The organism is Arcobacter roscoffensis (assembly GCF_024267655.1).
GTDB lineage: Bacteria > Campylobacterota > Campylobacteria > Campylobacterales > Arcobacteraceae > Arcobacter_B > Arcobacter_B roscoffensis.
Map to the genome: position 1 here is coordinate 882972 of NZ_CP100595.1, position 16813 is coordinate 899784.

General features: G+C 29.7%; 14 protein-coding genes. All 14 read left to right on the forward strand.

Annotation, left to right across the window (positions count from 1 at the left end):
• The first annotated feature begins 47 nt into the window (after positions 1 to 47).
• The 14 genes from ispG to NJU99_RS04355 all read left to right on the forward strand — a co-directional run bounded on the left by ispG (position 48) and on the right by NJU99_RS04355 (position 16810).
• Complete coding sequence (ispG, locus tag NJU99_RS04290) at positions 48 to 1109, forward strand: flavodoxin-dependent (E)-4-hydroxy-3-methylbut-2-enyl-diphosphate synthase (protein WP_254577493.1); 1062 nt, start codon at positions 48 to 50, stop codon at positions 1107 to 1109.
• Entirely contained in the window at positions 1109 to 3583 is a 2475-nt protein-coding gene (gene dnaB, locus NJU99_RS04295) for a replicative DNA helicase (RefSeq protein WP_254577494.1), read from the forward strand. The genes ispG and dnaB overlap by 1 nt, the downstream gene beginning before the upstream one ends.
• An 86-nt stretch (positions 3584 to 3669) precedes the next feature.
• A complete protein-coding gene (locus tag NJU99_RS04300) occupies positions 3670 to 4077 on the forward strand; it encodes a prepilin-type N-terminal cleavage/methylation domain-containing protein (RefSeq protein WP_254577495.1) in 408 nt (135 codons plus the stop codon).
• A 135-nt stretch (positions 4078 to 4212) separates the two neighbouring features.
• Positions 4213 to 6834, forward strand: coding sequence for a polysaccharide biosynthesis/export family protein (locus tag NJU99_RS04305; protein WP_254577496.1), 2622 nt, complete (start codon positions 4213 to 4215; stop codon positions 6832 to 6834).
• A 1-nt stretch (position 6835) separates the two neighbouring features.
• A complete protein-coding gene (locus NJU99_RS04310; RefSeq protein WP_254577497.1) occupies positions 6836 to 7783 on the forward strand; it encodes a Wzz/FepE/Etk N-terminal domain-containing protein in 948 nt (315 codons plus the stop codon).
• Positions 7764 to 9899, forward strand: a complete 2136-nt coding sequence (locus NJU99_RS04315) for a YjbH domain-containing protein (protein WP_254577498.1) — start codon at positions 7764 to 7766, stop codon at positions 9897 to 9899. The genes NJU99_RS04310 and NJU99_RS04315 overlap by 20 nt, the downstream gene beginning before the upstream one ends.
• A 67-nt stretch (positions 9900 to 9966) precedes the next feature.
• Positions 9967 to 10314 (forward strand): hypothetical protein, encoded by a 348-nt coding sequence (locus tag NJU99_RS04320; protein ID WP_254577499.1) that lies wholly within the window; start codon positions 9967 to 9969, stop codon positions 10312 to 10314.
• Between the two features lie 137 nt (positions 10315 to 10451).
• A complete protein-coding gene (locus NJU99_RS04325; protein WP_254577500.1) occupies positions 10452 to 11831 on the forward strand; it encodes a phosphomannomutase/phosphoglucomutase in 1380 nt (459 codons plus the stop codon).
• Positions 11832 to 11835: 4 nt separating this feature from the next.
• Positions 11836 to 12669, forward strand: a complete 834-nt coding sequence (gene galU, locus NJU99_RS04330) for a UTP--glucose-1-phosphate uridylyltransferase GalU (RefSeq protein ID WP_254577501.1) — start codon at positions 11836 to 11838, stop codon at positions 12667 to 12669.
• Positions 12670 to 12723: 54 nt separating this feature from the next.
• On the forward strand, positions 12724 to 12927 hold the full coding sequence (locus tag NJU99_RS04335; RefSeq protein WP_254577502.1) for a hypothetical protein: 204 nt from the start codon (positions 12724 to 12726) through the stop codon (positions 12925 to 12927).
• Positions 12911 to 13246 (forward strand): type II toxin-antitoxin system PemK/MazF family toxin, encoded by a 336-nt coding sequence (locus NJU99_RS04340; RefSeq protein ID WP_254577503.1) that lies wholly within the window; start codon positions 12911 to 12913, stop codon positions 13244 to 13246. Before NJU99_RS04335 ends, NJU99_RS04340 begins: the two co-directional genes overlap by 17 nt.
• Before the next feature lie 101 nt (positions 13247 to 13347).
• Complete coding sequence (locus NJU99_RS04345) at positions 13348 to 14562, forward strand: glucose-6-phosphate isomerase (RefSeq protein WP_254577504.1); 1215 nt, start codon at positions 13348 to 13350, stop codon at positions 14560 to 14562.
• On the forward strand, positions 14563 to 15768 hold the full coding sequence (locus NJU99_RS04350; protein ID WP_254577505.1) for a nucleotide sugar dehydrogenase: 1206 nt from the start codon (positions 14563 to 14565) through the stop codon (positions 15766 to 15768).
• A gap of 13 nt (positions 15769 to 15781) precedes the next feature.
• Complete coding sequence (locus tag NJU99_RS04355; protein WP_254575967.1) at positions 15782 to 16810, forward strand: SDR family oxidoreductase; 1029 nt, start codon at positions 15782 to 15784, stop codon at positions 16808 to 16810.
• Positions 16811 to 16813 lie beyond the last annotated feature (3 nt).

A 16813-nucleotide genomic window follows, 5' to 3' on the forward strand; every position in this document is an offset into this window, starting at 1 on the left:
AAAAAGTTTTTGACAAAAATTTAATCTTTTTTAGATAAAATCTCTTCATGATAAAAAGATACCCAACAAAACAAATAAAAGTAGGAAATGTACTAGTTGGTGGTGATGCACCAATTCCAGTACAATCAATGACATTTACAAAAACAAGTGATGTTGCTGCAACAGTAGAGCAAATAAGAGCTTTACACTTTGCAGGAGCTGATATTGTAAGAGTTGCAGTGCCTGATATGGATGCTGCTAATGCTTTGAAAGATATAAAAAGTCAAGTTGATTTACCTTTAGTTGCAGATATACATTTTAAATATAAACTAGCATTAAAAGCAGCAGAGGTAGTTGACTGTATTAGAATTAATCCAGGAAATATAGGTGATAAGAAAAGAGTAGCGGAGGTTGTGAAAGCTTGTCAAGAAAGACAAATTCCTATTAGAATTGGAGTTAATTCAGGTTCACTTGAAAAACAATTTGAAGATAAATATGGTCAAACACCTGAGGGAATGGTAGCAAGTGCTGATTATAATATCAAGTATTTAGAAGATTTAGGTTTTACAGATTTAAAAGTATCTCTAAAAGCTAGTGATGTTCAAAGAACAGTTCAAGCTTATAGAATGTTAAGACCTATGAATAATTATGCTTTTCATTTAGGTGTTACAGAAGCTGGAACACAGTTCCACTCTACTATAAAATCTTCAATAGCCTTAGGTTCACTTCTACTTGATGGTATAGGTGATACTTTAAGAGTTTCTATGACAGGTGAGTTAGAAGAGGAAATTAAAGTAGGAAAAGCAATCTTAAAAGATGTAGGAATTGCAAAAGAGGGATTAAATATCGTATCTTGTCCTACTTGTGGAAGAATTGAAGCTGATTTAGTAAGTGCAGTTGCAGAGATTGAGAAAAGAACAAATCATATTAAAACTCCTTTAGATGTTTCTGTTATGGGATGTGTTGTAAATGCAATTGGTGAGGCTAAAAGTGCTGACGTTGCTATTGCTTTTGGAAAAGGAAGTGGTTTAGTTATGAAAAGAGGTGAAATTCTTGCTAGGCTAAAAGGTGATGAACTTATAAATAAGTTTGTTGAAGAAGTAGAACTTGAAGCACAAAAAAGAAAATAATGGATAGTGTATATAGTATAAATATAGAAAGAGCTGTATTAAGTTCTATTTTATTTAATCCAGATGAGTTAGAAGAGATTTTAGGGGTTTTAAAAGCAAAAGACTTTTATCTTCCTGCTCATCAAAAAATTTATGAAGTTATGATTAAACTTCATGAAGAAGATATGCCTATTGATGAAGAGTTTATTAGAAAAAGACTTGATCAAAAGGAAGTTGATGATTCTATTTTAATAGAAATACTTTCAGCAAACCCAATCACAAATACAATTGCTTATGTAAGAGAAATAAAAGATGGTTCAATAAAAAGAGAGCTATCAACTCTAGCAACTACTATTAAAAAAGTAGCAATCGAAGAAGAAATACCTGCAAATGATGCTTTAGATACTATCCAAGGTGAGTTATATAAAATCTCAACAGATAGTGCTACAACAGAACTAAAAGATATGGAACATATCACAAGTGACACTCTTTCATATATAAAAAGAATGAAAGAACTTGGGAATACACACTTAATAGGTGAAACAACAGGTTTTGATGCACTAGATAGAAGAACAACAGGACTAAATGAAGGTGATTTAGTAATCATCGCTGCTAGGCCTGCGATGGGTAAGTGTTTAGCAAAAGGCACAAAAGTTTTAATGTATGATGGTTCTTTAAAAAATGTAGAAGATGTAAAAGTTGGAGATAAGTTAATGGGAGATGATTCTCATCCTCGAAATGTACTTTCAACTACAACTGGTAAAGAACAAATGTATTGGGTTCGACAGAATAAAGGAATTGATTATAGAGTTAATGAATCTCATATATTATCTTTAAAAAGAAGTCGTACAGAAGGACCACATAAAAATGGTGATATTTTAAATATAAATGTAAAAGAGTATTTAGAAAAAAGCGATAAGTTTAAAAGTAACTATAAAGGTTATAAAGTTCCAGTTGATTTTAAAGAGAATGATACTGTTTTAGATCCATATTTCTTAGGTTTATGGTTAGGTGATGGAGCAAGTAGAAAGCCAGCTATTTATACAGAAGACAAAGAGATTATAGATTATTTAGATTTTTATGCAAAAAGTTTAAACTTAAAATTGAAAGAATATATAGCAGAGGGTAAATGCCCTGAGTATTCAATAAGAAATGAGGGTAAAGTAGATGGCAAAACAACTTTTTCTTTAGAAGGACTTTTGAGAAAAGAAAACTTGCTTGAAAATAAACATATCCCTAAAAACTATTTAATTAATTCAAAACAAAAAAGATTAGAACTTTTAGCTGGACTTTTAGATAGTGATGGTCATTATGACAAAGCTGCTAATGGCTTTGAAATAACTCAAAAAGATGAGTCTTTAGCAAAAGATATTAAGTTTTTATGTGATTCTTTGGGATTTAGAACTTCTCTTATTGAAAAAGAAGCATCAATAAAAGATATTGACTATAAATGTCAAGTTTTTAGAGTAAGAATATTTGGAAATATTGATATTATTCCTACAAAAATTGAAAGAAAAAAAGCTAAAGAGTGGACTTGCAATAGAACATGGAATCAAACAGGAATAACTATCGAAAAAGATATAGTTGATGATTACTATGGTTTTGAGATAGATGGTAATAAACTATTCCTTTTAGAAGATATGACAGTTACTCATAATACTGCCGTTGTTTTAAATATGGCTTTAGCTAATGTTGAAGCTAATAGAGGTGTGATTTTTTTCTCACTTGAAATGCCTGCAGAGCAACTAATGCTTAGAATGCTTGCAGCTAAAACTTCTATTCCTTTACAAAATTTAAGAAAAGGTGATTTAGATGATAATCAATGGTCAAATTTGAGTTCGGCTTTTGATGATTTAAATACTAAGAAACTTTTTGTTGATGATGGTGGTAGTATTAATATTAACCAATTAAGAGCAAGAGTACGTAAACTTGCACAAAATGATGATAATAATATTTCAATGGTTGTTATTGACTACTTGCAACTTATGCAAGGTACTGGAAATAAAGATAGACACCAAGAAGTTTCTGATATTTCAAGGGGTCTTAAAATGCTTGCAAGGGAAATGAAAATACCTATTGTTGCACTTTCTCAGTTAAATAGGGGACTTGAAAACAGGCCTGATAAAAGACCTATGTTATCAGACTTAAGAGAGTCTGGGGCTATTGAGCAGGATGCTGATATTATTATGTTTGTATATAGAGATGATGTATATAAACAAAGAGATGAAGCTAGAAAAGAAAAAGAAGCAAAAGATAAAGGTGAAGAATACAAATCTAATTTTGTTGATAAGCCAGTTGAGGAAGCAGAAATCATCATAGGTAAACAAAGAAATGGACCTATTGGTACTGTAAAACTTGACTTCCATAAAGCCCTTACTAAGTTTGTGGATAAACCTGATGATAGTCATCACCATGGAGCACCTGTAGAAGTTGTATTTGAAAATGTAGCTGATACAGAAAAAGAGACAAACATGGATATGCCAGATATTTTATAATAAACTATAAATATATAATAAATTTAATTATAATTTAAACTAACACGCAATATAATCTTTTATATTACTTTATAAAGGATTATATTATGAAAAATGGTTTTTCACTACTTGAATTAATATTTGCGATTTTAATCATAGGGATTATTGCCTCTGTTGCTGTACCAAAGTTTATTGACTCAAAAGATGAAGCTTTGGCTTCTACTATAAAAAGAGACATAGTAAGTGCTACTACAGCTATTCAAAGTTATGCTATGCTTGATAGTAGTTTGACTAATATTGATACTGCTATAGTATTGAGCAAAACAAACTGGACAGTTACAGCAGGAAAAGCAGTTTTTAATGATGCTACTAATAAAGCTTGCATTACTATAGAAATCAAAGATGCAAGTAATGTAAAAAGTTTAGTTATTGATATTGATGAAACTTCAACTGATTCTGTTTGTGAAAAGTTGGAAGATGATTATGATATCGAAGATGTAACTTATAAATTATAAAAAAGATGCGAATTATTCGCATCTTTTAATGACTCAAAAATATTCTCTTTAAAATATCTAAATCAAATTTTTAATTAATCTAAATCTTCATTATTTTATGATATTATATCCCAAAAAATCATGAGGAATCTTTCAATGAGGATTATATATAGTTTACTACTTGTATGTAGTGTGTTATTCTCCGCTACATTAACACCTACTCAATTAGAATTGGCTAAAGCTGCTGGCTACAGTGAAGCTGATATAAAAAAAGAGTTATCTAAAAAACAGAACACAGAAAACGAAGTTCAAAAAGAACAGAAGGTAGAAAATGATGTTGTTTTAGATGAAAAAGGTATTCAAAAAGAAGAGTTAAAATCAGAAGATAAAAAACTAGAAAGATTTGCTTCTCTATTTTTCAACAACAAAAATAAACTAAACCCATATAGTATTCCAACTCCATCAAATTATAGTTTAAATCATGGAGATAAAATATCACTTAAAATCTACGGTGGAACAAATGAAGATTTTGTTTTAGATGTAAATAAAGATGGTAATATAAATATTCCTCAAGTAAAAGAGCTTAAAGTAATAGGTCTAAATTTTCAAGAAGCAAAAAAGCTTATCAAAGAAGAGACTAAAAAAGCTTACCCAAATAGTACAAATATTTTAGTTGATATATCAGAATTCTCATCTATTCAAGTTACTATTTCAGGACTTGTAAATGCTCCTGGTCTTTATAACCTTTCTTCTTTTTCTACTATAAAAGATGCACTTATTTCAAGTGGAGGTATTTTAGAAAATGGTTCATATAGAAATATCCTACTTAAAAGAGCAGGTAAGGTGTATAAGTCATTTGATTTATATTCACTTGTAAGATATGGTGATGCAAGTAGTGATACCATTTTAAAAAATGGTGACATTATTTTAGTTAAACCTATTAGTAAAGAGATTAAGCTTACAGGTGATGTAAACTACAATGCAATTTTTGAACTTAAAAAAGGCGAAAGTTTTAGGACACTATTTAACTTTGCAGCTGGTTTTAAAGCAAAAGCAAACCAAAATGCAATAAGTCTTAAAAGATATGAAAATGATACTATAAAAGTATATACATTAAGTAAAGAAAAACTATATAAATTTACTCCAAAAAATGGAGATGAAATCAATGTATATTCTACAAGTATTTTAGGTGCAAACCTAGTAAAAATTTCAGGAAATATCGTAGCACCAAGTGAAAAAGAACTTCCCTCTGATAAAAAGCTTTCAACACTTCTTCAAAATGAATTAAATCAGTTTGGAGAAAATGGATACTTTAAAAAAGATACAAATTATAACTTTGCAGTTATTAAAAATGACAATAATATCAAAAGTTTCAATCTTCAAAAAGTACTAGATAAAAAAGAAGATCATATTATCAAAGCAGGTGATATTATCACTATTTACAAAAATTCAGATTTAAAAGAAAAACCTTATATTTATGCAAAAGGTGAAGTAGTAGATAATAGTAAAAGAAAATATGAATTTTATGAAGGTATGAGTGTATCTGATCTTTTTGGACTTGTGAAGTTTAATAGTGAAGTATTTGATGATGAAGTGCGAAAATCTGTAAGAGTGGATAAAACAAAAGTTCAAATTACAAGACTTGATAATAATCAAAAATCAACATTTTTAGTAAACTTAAGTGAAAACAAAAACTTTAAACTTAAGAAATATGATGAAGTAAGATTCTTTGATTTCTCCGCTGTAAATGATAAAATGACAGCAATCATAAAAGGTGAAGTATTTATCCCTGGAACTTATGACATAAATGAAAATACAACTATAAATGACATAGTAAATATATCAGGTGGACTTACAAAAAAAGCTTTAAAAGCTAGATTTGAGGTTGTTAGATACTATACAGAAGACTATGAGAGAAAAAGAAAAGTCTTAGCTTTAGATATGAACAAAGCATTAAACTTAAAAATAAAAATCTTCTCAGATGATGAAATCACTATCTTCCCAATAGCAAACTGGAATGATAAAAAATATGTAAATATCAAAGGACTAGTTAGATACCCAGGTAAATACGCAATAGAAGAGGGTGAAAAACTATCAAGTGTGATTTTAAGAGCTGGTGGTTTCTTGCCAAATGCCTTTGTGGAAGGTGCTGTATTTACAAGAGAAGAGGTTAGAGAACTTCAAGAAAAAAGACTTCAAGAAACACTTGATAGACTTGGGAATCAAGTACTGAAAGCAAGCACTTCAAGTGAGAATTTAGGTGAAGAAAAAGATGAAACAGCAAAAAAACTTCAAGCTATAAAACAGCTAGAAAATGAAGCAAAAAGAAATAAACCTATAGGAAGAGTATCTTTAAATCTATATTATGATCTAAATAGATTTAAAAAATCACCTTATGATATAGCACTAAAAGATGAAGATACTTTATATATTCCATCAATTAGTGATACGGTATCTGTTGTAGGTGAGGTTTTAAATCAAAATACCTTTGTATTTAATGATGACTTAAATACTGATGATTATTTATCAAAAGCAGGTGGTGTAACTGAGCTTGCAAATGAAGATTATATATACATAGTAAAAGCAAATGGTGAAACAGTAAAATATGAGTCAAGCTACTTTTGGGGTAATGACAAAGAGATATTCAAAGGTGATACAATAGTTGTACCTATGGAGTTTGATATGTTCTCTGATATGAAGTTTGCAAAAGATGTATCAAGTATACTTTATCAGTTTGCTATTACAGCGGCTTCTCTTAAAACTGTAGGTGGTATATAGTATGAGTGAAAAGCTTAGTGTAAATGAACAAGCTTCATATATAGAAGAAGATGAAATAGATTTAAGAGAGCTTTTTAATACTATCTTAAAATACAAATACAAGATACTATTATTTGTATTTGTGATTACAACTATTACTTTTGTGTATGTTTTAAGTATACCAAACTCATATAAGTCAAGTGTAGTTTTATCTCCTCAAAGTGAACAAAAATCAGTTGGAGGAGGTCTTTCATCTTTAGCTTCACTAGCTGGAGTTAGTCTTGGTGGTGGAAGTTCAAAAGATCCAGCTGTGATGATGCAAACAGTACTAGGGGATTATAGTTTTAATGAAATGATGGTAGAAAAATACAATCTTACTTCAAAACTAGAAAATCAAGAAAATTTAGTTTTTGCTTTAGGTCTTGATAGTGTTTATAATATGTTTAATTCAAAAGATGAAGATGAACAAGATACTAGATCAAAAGAAGAAAAAGTATATTCGACTATAAATAGTTTGAAAGAAATTTTATCTGTTTCAGCTGATAAAAAATCTGGACTTATTACTTTAAGTGCTGAGCTTCAAGATAGATACTTAGCAAAAGAGCTTGTGGATATATATCTAAAAGAAATAGTAGATAAAGTAAGAACTTCTGATATGAAAGAGATAGATGAACAAATCAAGTACTACAACAAAGAGTTAAGCTCAACATATGATGTATCATTAAAAGAACAACTTAGTAAATCTCTATCAGGTTTATATCAAAAGAAAGTGTTCTCACAAGCAAATGACTATTACTTTGTATCAAAAGTAGTAGATAGTAGGGTCTCTTATATAAAAGAAAAGAGTAAACCAAAAAGAGCTTTAATACTTGTAGTTTCATTCGTAACTTCATTTATTCTTGGAATATTTTTAGTGTTTTTCTATGAGTTTATAAGAAGTGAAAAAACAGATGAACTTAAAAACTCTTAGTATCCTTCCTTTAACTGCAAGTTTTTTACTTGCAGCAAAAACACCTGAAAATATCACAGCTACTTATAGTGGAAATACAGGTGTTTTTGAAACACCAAATGCTAGAATCATGAAAGACTGGTCTATGAGGTTTTTTCTAAATGAAGATAAACCCTATAGGTATTATGGGCTTACTGCTACTCCTTTGCCCTTTATAGAAGCAAACTTTCATATGACTCAAGTATCAGGAGTTGCAGGATTTTCTGATAGTGAAGGTTATGGAAGTTATAAAGATAAATCTTTAAGTGTAAAATTTCTTTTAAAAAAAGAGGGTGAATATACACCAGCTCTTGCTATTGGTGCTGATGATATTTGGGGTACTTCTCTTTATACTTCAAAGTATTTGGTTCTTTCTAAAAATATAGGTTACTTTGATTTATCCCTTGGATATGCAAAAGGTAGACTAGGGGGTGAAGATCTTAAAAAATATGAGGCAAACTCTTCAAATTCAGGAAGTTTTGATAATAACTCAATAAACTTTCTAAAAAATACAGATTGGGGTGGTGGAAAACCTTTTGGTTCAGTAGTTTTTAATGCTAGTCCATCTTTTTCTTTGATGGCTGAGTATGCTCCTATAGATTATGCAAAAGATAAAGTAAACCCATATACTGTTGGAGATTATGAACTTCCAAAATCAAAGTTTAATTATGGTCTTAAGTATAAGTACAGTAACAACTCTATTTTTAATCTATCTTATCAAAGAGGAAATACCATATCATTTGGATACACATATCAATTTGGATTTGATAGAACTGGTATGTTTGATCACCTTCCTGATCCAAGATGGAAAGCTAGTGATGAAAAAAAAGCAGAGTATAAAAATCTAAATGAAAAAGAGTTATCAGATAAACTCTCAAAAGAAGTAGCAGCAGAAAAGTTCAAGTATGTAAAAACAGCAGTAAATGAAAACAGTGTTTGGACAGAGATAGATAATCCAAGATACTACAATGAACTTAAAGCAGCAGGAAGAGCAATCTCAGCTGTAGATGAAGTAGCACCAAAAAAATATGATACTATTTATATGACTATCAAAGACAAAGAGATAAAAAAGAAAACTATAAAAGTAAATAGAGCTGAATTTGATATGTATGAAAATCAAAAAGTAAGTGATGCATATATGAGAGATGCTATTTTGATTTCAAATGATACCGATGGTATGTATGAAAAATTTTCAAAAGGCAAAGATTTATATATAAGTGATTCTGTTGCTACTGAAAAGTTTAGATATAAGTTTGCTCCAAAAATTGGAACTATGTTAAATCATAAAGACAAACCCTTTGCTATGAAAATATCTATGGCTGCAAATGCTTCTTATGAATTCACCGACAACTTTGAAGTTCATGGTTCAATAGAACATCCTTTATATCATAGTGGAACTGAGCTTTCATCATCACCTCTTGAAGAGGGTAAGTTATCTCTTAGAGGTGATATTACAGAGCATTTTACATATAATGACACACAAATGTCTCACTTAAGTATGGTATATAAAGCAAACGCTTTTAATGATTCTTTTTTTAAAGCGGAGCTTGGATACTTGGAGTACTCATTTGCAGGAGTTGACTTAGAATGGTATAAACCTATGTTTGATGAGAGATTTGGAATAGGACTTCAATATCAAAATGTATATAAGAGAGAAGTTGACGAACTTTTTGGAATAAAAGATGAGTATAAATACGATGCTAAGTTTTTAAACCTTTATTATTTAGTAAATCAAAAGTATGATTTGCACATGGGTGCAAAAATAGGGCAGTTTTTAGCAGGTGATAAGGGTATCAGACTAGAAGTTGCTAGAAACTATAAAAACTTTACATTTGGAGCTTTTGCTACATATACAGATTCAAAAAAAGTATTTGAAAATGAAGATAACAAAGGTTATATAGATAAAGGTGTATATATAAAAGTACCTCTTGAAGTGTTTACATATAAAAATGTAAAAGATAGACTTAGATTTGGACTTACTCCATGGACAAGAGATGTTGGTGTAAGTGCATCAACACTTGATAGTTTATATCCTATGAATAATAGTGAAAATAATACACAAATTATGAAAAAGTATATAAATAATCTAAGAGAATAAAATAAAATTTTTAAATTTAAAGATTTTATGGTAAAATAACGCAAAACTTAAAAAAAGGATATTTTCTATGAAAAAATTATTATCAATCGTTTTCGCTTCTTCTTTATTTGTAGCTAGTGCTGTAGCTCAAACAGGTGCTGCTGGTTCAGGTGCTGCTGGTTCAGGTGCTGGAGGAGCAGGTGCTGCAGGTTCTGCTGGAGCAAGTGCAGGTGCAGGTGGAGCTGCCGGAGCTGGTGCTGCCGGAGCTGGTGCTGGTACTGTCGGAGCTGGAGCTGCTGCTGCTGGTGGAGCTGCCGCTGCTGGTGGAGCTGCAATTGGTGGAATTAGTGCTGCTACTGCTGCTGCCGCTGCTGCTGCTGCAGGTGTTGCTGCTGCTGTTGCTTCTGGTAACAACTCAACAACAACTCACCACTAATTAAAACTATAGAAACCCAATATTTCTTGGGTTTCTACTATCTTCCACAAACTTTTAAAATAATAACTTAAATCACACTTTATAAAAACTTAGATATACTACATCCCAAAAAACATAAACATATAGGGAAATAAAATATGCCTTCATCAATTTTCAGAGAATATGACATAAGAGGTATCTTTGAGCAAGAACTAAACGAAGATATGGTAAAAAAAATAGGCTTTTATCTAGCAACTAAACTAAAACAAAAAGTAACAAGTGCTAAATACATGGCTGTAGGTTATGATGCTAGAACTCATTCACCTATACTAAAAGACTGGTTAAGTAGTGGTATAAATAAAGCTGGACTTGAAGTACTAGATATGGGACTTGTTCCAACTCCTGCAAACTATTTTTCAAACTATGTAGAGTTTGATAAAAAACAAGTAGATGGTTCAGTTATGATAACAGGTTCACATAATCCACCCCAATATAATGGATTTAAAATCACACTTGATAAAGCTCCTTTTTTTGGTGAAGAGATATATGCTCTTGGAAGAGAAATCTTAGAAGATACTCAAACTATAGAGAATAGTACAAAAACTATAAGCATAGATGCAAAAGATAAATATATAGACTATATAGTTGAACACTTCTCAAAACTTAATTTAAAAGGTAAAAAGTTTATCTTTGATTGTGGAAACGGAGTTGCTGGTGTAGTTTTAAGAGATATACTTGATAGGCTTGATATTTCATATGATATTTTATTTGAAGAGCCAGATGGAACTTTCCCAAATCATCACCCAGACCCAAGTGATGAATCAACGCTAAAAGATATAAAAGAAAAGTTAGCTAGTGGTGAATATGAGTTTGGTTTTGCATATGATGGAGATGCAGATAGAATAGCACTTTTATCAAAAAGCTATAACTTCAAAGGTGATATTTTAGCTATTTTCTTTTCACGATTTATAGAAAATCCTACAGTTATTGGTGAAGTAAAATGTAGTCAAATTATGTATGACACTATCAATACTTATGGAAAAGCTGTGATGTATAAGACAGGTCATAGCAATCTAAAGGTAAAAATCAAAGAGTTACATGCCTCTTTCGCAGCAGAAGTATCTGGACATCTTTTCTTCAATGACAGATATTTTGGATATGACGATGCTATTTATTCTACATTTAGAGCTTTAGAGCTTATAGCTGATGGTTTTGATTTTGATAAAGAGTATGAATCTTTACCAAAAGTATATAGCACAGATGAGATAAATATCACAGTAACTGAGGATACAAAATTTCCATTAGTAGAAAAACTAAAAGCATCACTTGAAAATCCACCAAGTTTTATGCCAAAGATAAAAGATATTATTACAGTAGATGGTATAAGAGTAAACTTTGAAGATGGATGGGGACTAGTTAGAGCTAGTAATACTACTCCAAAACTTGTGACAAGATTTGAAGCAAAATCACAAGAAAATGCAAAATTATATGAAAACTCACTTATGAGACTTTTTGAGCAAATAAAAGAAGAGGTATAGAAGTATGATAAAAAGATGTTTATTCCCAGCAGCAGGATATGGTACAAGATTTTTGCCAGCTACAAAAGCAATTCCTAAAGAGATGCTGCCAGTACTTACAAAACCACTTATTCAATACGGAGTTGAGGAAGCACTAGACGCAGGATGTAGTACTGTTTCAATAGTTACATCTAAATATAAAAAAGCAATAGAAGATCACTTTGATACAAATACTGATATAGAAAACTCTATAAAAGGATCTTCAAAAGAAGAACTTTTAAGTGATGTAAATAAGATTATTGAAACTACAACTTTTTCTTATACTAGACAACTAGAAATGAAAGGTTTAGGTCATGCTATTTTATGTGGTGAAACTCTAATAGGAAATGAAGCTTTTGCAGTAATCTTAGCAGATGACTTGTGTGATAATACTTCTAGTGAAGGTTCAGTTCTAAAACAAATGACAAAACTGTATGAAAAATACAAATGTTCAATAGTAGCAATAGAAGAAGTACCAAAAGATAAAACAGATAAATATGGTGTAATTGATGGTGAGCAAATAGAAGAAGGTATTTTTAGAGTATCAAATATGGTAGAGAAACCAGACCCAAAAGATGCTCCAACAAACCTAGCAATCATAGGAAGATATATATTAACGCCAGATATTTTTGATATTTTAAGAGAAACAAAACCAGGAAAAGGCGGAGAGATACAAATAACTGATGCCTTACTAGAACAAGCAAAACAAGGAAAAGTAATAGCTTATAAGTTTAAAGGAAAAAGATTTGATTGTGGAAGTGTAGATGGCTTTGTGGAAGCTACTAATTACTTTTATGACAAAACAAAAGAAGCGAAGTGATTCACTTTTCTTCTTTTCAAATATTTTGCTATAATAAAACAAAAAAGGTTTATTATGAAAACAATAAAATTAGAAATAGATGATTCTAAAATTGATATTGTTTTGAATATTATAGATAATCTTAAAGATGATGTTATTAGTAAATATGAAATTATAAGTGATAAAAAGGAATCAAAAGATTTTATAGATATATCAGAAGAATCATTATATAAAATTTGGGAAAATGATGAGGATAGCGACTATGACAAGTTTTTGTAAGTATGATATTGTTGTAGTAAAGTTCCCATTTGCAAGTAGTTTGAAGTATAAAGCTAGACCTGCTGTTATAGTATCCTCAGATATTTATAATGAAAATAGTAGAAATACTCTTCTTATACTTGCTATTTCTAGTAGTATAGTAAATAAGCTTGACTTTGAAATTGAAGTTAAACTTTGGAAAGAATCTGGTCTATTAAAACCATCAATTTTTAAATCATCAGTAGCAACTATAGAAAAAACATCAGTATTAAAGAAATTAGGTAAATTGAAAAAGGAAGATATAAATAGACTTGACTCATTTATGAATATACTTTGTTAGAATAGAATTAATTAGCTTAAATATATCTCATTTAAGTTATAACAAAATAACTTTTCAGTAAAATACACCAAATAATACACCAAAAGATAGGAAAAGTAAAATTGAAATACGAAAAGAATTTCTACCAAATCAAATCAAATAGCGAGATATTTGAAAAGATAGTGGAAGAGAAAAAAGTTATAGGATATTATAACTTAGTAAATCAAGATACTTCAGAGATTTTAACTTTTTCAAAAACTGTAACAAAAAAAAATATAGTTGTAGTTGGTATTGGTGGAAGTAGTTTAGGAACTTATGCAATAAATAGTTTTTTAAGAAATAAATCAAATACTAAAAAACTTCACTTTTTAGAATCAACAGATCCCTTGGAGCTTAAAAAAAGATTATCATATATATCTGATATAAATGATGCATTATTTATCATCATCTCAAAATCTGGTACTACTATAGAGACTATTTCAGTTTTTAAATACTTACATAGTTTAGTAAAAATAGATAAATCAAACTGTGTATGTATAACTGAAAATGATAGTAAACTAAACTCATATGCAAAAACAAATGATATAAAAACATTTGAAATCCCTAAAGATGTAGGTGGAAGATTTTCTGTGTTTTCACCTGTAGGACTTTTACCTTTGTCTATTATGGGAATAGATATAAAAAAACTACTAGATGGATGTAAAGAAGTAAATAATAGCTTTTTTGAAAAAGAAGAGTACTTTGACTCTATCTTTGAAAAAGCTAGATTTATGGTAGAGAATAAAAATAGATTTAATATAAATGTAATTTTTTCATACTCTTCTCTTTTAGAAGGCTTTAATAAGTGGTATATTCAATTATGGGGTGAAAGCTTAGGAAAAGTAAATATAAATGGAACAAGACAAGCCCTGACTCCAATAGGTCTTATTGGTCCAGTAGACCAACACTCTTTTCTACAACTAATAATGGAAGGTGTAAGAGATAAAACAGTTACATTTATAAAAGTAGAGGACTTTGAAGAAGAAACAGTAATACCAGATATATCAATACCTCATTTAGAAGAGTTAGACTATGTAAATAATATCAAGTTTAAAGACTTGATAAATATGCAAGCTGATTCAACAATACAAGCAGTACAAGATATAGGGAATATCCCAACAGATGTAATTACAATAGAAAAAGTAGATGAGTTTAATATAGGAAAACTCATGTACTCATATCAACTATTAACATCAATAGTTGGAAGCTTTATGCAAATAGATACATATAATCAACCAGGTGTTGAAGAAGGTAAGATTATTTTGAAAAATAAGTTTAGAAATGAGGATATGAAGTAGATGAAAATAGCAATAGCAGGAACAGGATACGTAGGCCTGTCAAATGGAATACTATTAGCACAACATAATGAAGTAATAGCATTAGATATAATTCCTCAAAAAGTAGAACTTCTAAATAATAAAAAATCACCAATAGAAGATAAAGAAATAATTGAATACTTACTAAGAAATGATTTAAACTTTAAAGCAACACTAGATAAAAAGCAAGCTTACGAAAATGCAGACTTTGTAATAATCTCAACACCAACAGATTATGATCCTGAAACAAACTATTTTAATACTAAGTCAATAGAGTATGTAATAAAAGATGTTCTTGAAATAAACCCAAATACAATAATGGTAATAAAATCAACAATTCCTGTAGGATACACAAAAGAAATATCAAAAAAGTTTGATACAAATAATATTATCTTCTCTCCAGAATTTTTAAGAGAAGGAAAAGCACTACACGATAATCTATATCCTTCAAGAATTATAGTAGGTGAACAAAGCCAAAGAGCCGAGACTTTTGCAAAACTACTAGAGCAAGGTGCAATAAAAGAAAATATAGATGTTTTATTTACTGACTCAACAGAAGCAGAAGCAATAAAACTATTTTCAAATACATATCTAGCTATGAGAGTATCATACTTTAATGAACTAGACTCATATGCACAAGCTCATAATCTTGACTCAAAACAAATTATAGAAGGTGTAGGATTAGATCCAAGAATTGGTAGTCATTATAATAATCCAAGCTTTGGATATGGTGGATATTGCCTTCCAAAAGATACAAAACAATTAAGAGCAAACTATGAAGATGTACCACATAGCTTAATATCAGCAATAGTAGAAGCAAACTCTACAAGAAAAGATTTTATAGCCCAAAGTATTATAGAAAAACTAAATCTAACACCTGTAAACCCTGATAATATAGAAACTGCAAAAAAAGTAGGAGTATATAGACTTATCATGAAAGAAGGAAGTGATAACTTTAGAGCTTCAGCTATTCAAGGAATTGTGAAAAGAATCAAAGCTAAGGGAATAGAAGTAGTTATCTATGAACCAAATTTAGAAGATGATGTGTTTTTTAACTCAAAAGTAGTAAAAGATTTAGATGAGTTTAAAAAGCAAGTAGATGTAATAGTAGCAAATAGACTTAGTGAAGACTTACTTGATGTTCAAGATAAAGTTTATACTAGAGATATTTTTAATAGTGATAATTAAGAAAAGGAACAAAATGAGATATGAAAAGATAAAAGAAGAGCTCTTAAATAATCCAAAGAGATGGTTAATAACAGGATGTGCTGGATTTATAGGCTCAAATCTTTTAGAAACTCTTTTAAAACTAAACCAAAAAGTCATAGGTCTAGATAACTTTTCAACTGGTCATCAACATAATTTAGATGATGTGAAAAATTGTGTTTCAAATGAACAATGGAAAAACTTTTCTTTTATTAAAGGTGATATTTCTGATTATGATACTTGTGATATTGCTTGTAAAAATGTAGATATTATTTTAAATCAAGCTGCATTAGGTTCAGTTCCAAGATCAATTGATAATCCTGTAATTTCAAATAATTCAAATGTAACAGGTTTTTTAAATATTTTAACAGCCGCAAAAGAAAATGGTGTAAAAAGATTTGTATATGCTTCATCTTCATCTGTTTACGGTGATAGTGTTGAGCTTCCAAAAGTAGAAGAAAGAACAGGTAGTCTTTTATCACCTTATGCTGTTACAAAATATGTAAATGAACTTTATATGGGAGTTTTTTATAAGTGTTATGGCTTTGAATCAATTGGACTTAGATATTTTAATGTATTTGGTAGAAGACAAGATCCAAATGGAGCGTATGCAGCAGTAATGCCAAAATGGATTTCTTCAATATTAAATGGTGAAAATGTTTACATAAATGGTGATGGTGAAACATCAAGAGACTTTACATATATAGATAATGTTATTCAAGCAAATATTTTAGCAGGAACTACAACAAATAAAGAAGCTTTTGCTCAAGCATTTAACACAGCAGCAGGTGGAAGAGAAACACTAAATAATTTATATAATGCAATAACAAATGGTATAAAAGAAAAATTACCAGAATTAGAAGTAAAAGAAGCAGTTTATAGAGATTTTAGAGCAGGAGATATAAGACATTCAAATGCAAATATTAATAAAGCAAAAGAACTATTAGGATATGAACCAACTCATACACTTGAAACAGGCTTACAAGAATCAATAGCTTGGTATATAGAGAACTTAAAGAAATAAATA

Excerpts from the sequence above, each read along its gene's own strand:
- NJU99_RS04305 (WP_254577496.1), top strand. The coding sequence starts at position 4,213 with ATGAGGATTATATATAGTTTACTACTTGTATGTAGTGTGTTATTCTCC.
- NJU99_RS04300 (WP_254577495.1), top strand. The coding sequence starts at position 3,670 with ATGAAAAATGGTTTTTCACTACTTGAATTAATATTTGCGATTTTAATC.
- dnaB (WP_254577494.1), top strand. The coding sequence starts at position 1,109 with ATGGATAGTGTATATAGTATAAATATAGAAAGAGCTGTATTAAGTTCT.
- NJU99_RS04350 (WP_254577505.1), top strand. The coding sequence starts at position 14,563 with ATGAAAATAGCAATAGCAGGAACAGGATACGTAGGCCTGTCAAATGGA.
- NJU99_RS04340 (WP_254577503.1), top strand. The coding sequence starts at position 12,911 with ATGACAAGTTTTTGTAAGTATGATATTGTTGTAGTAAAGTTCCCATTT.
- NJU99_RS04335 (WP_254577502.1), top strand. The coding sequence starts at position 12,724 with ATGAAAACAATAAAATTAGAAATAGATGATTCTAAAATTGATATTGTT.
- NJU99_RS04320 (WP_254577499.1), top strand. The coding sequence starts at position 9,967 with ATGAAAAAATTATTATCAATCGTTTTCGCTTCTTCTTTATTTGTAGCT.
- galU (WP_254577501.1), top strand. The coding sequence starts at position 11,836 with ATGATAAAAAGATGTTTATTCCCAGCAGCAGGATATGGTACAAGATTT.
- NJU99_RS04355 (WP_254575967.1), top strand. The coding sequence starts at position 15,782 with ATGAGATATGAAAAGATAAAAGAAGAGCTCTTAAATAATCCAAAGAGA.
- NJU99_RS04325 (WP_254577500.1), top strand. The coding sequence starts at position 10,452 with ATGCCTTCATCAATTTTCAGAGAATATGACATAAGAGGTATCTTTGAG.
- NJU99_RS04315 (WP_254577498.1), top strand. The coding sequence starts at position 7,764 with ATGAACTTAAAAACTCTTAGTATCCTTCCTTTAACTGCAAGTTTTTTA.
- NJU99_RS04310 (WP_254577497.1), top strand. The coding sequence starts at position 6,836 with ATGAGTGAAAAGCTTAGTGTAAATGAACAAGCTTCATATATAGAAGAA.
- ispG (WP_254577493.1), top strand. The coding sequence starts at position 48 with ATGATAAAAAGATACCCAACAAAACAAATAAAAGTAGGAAATGTACTA.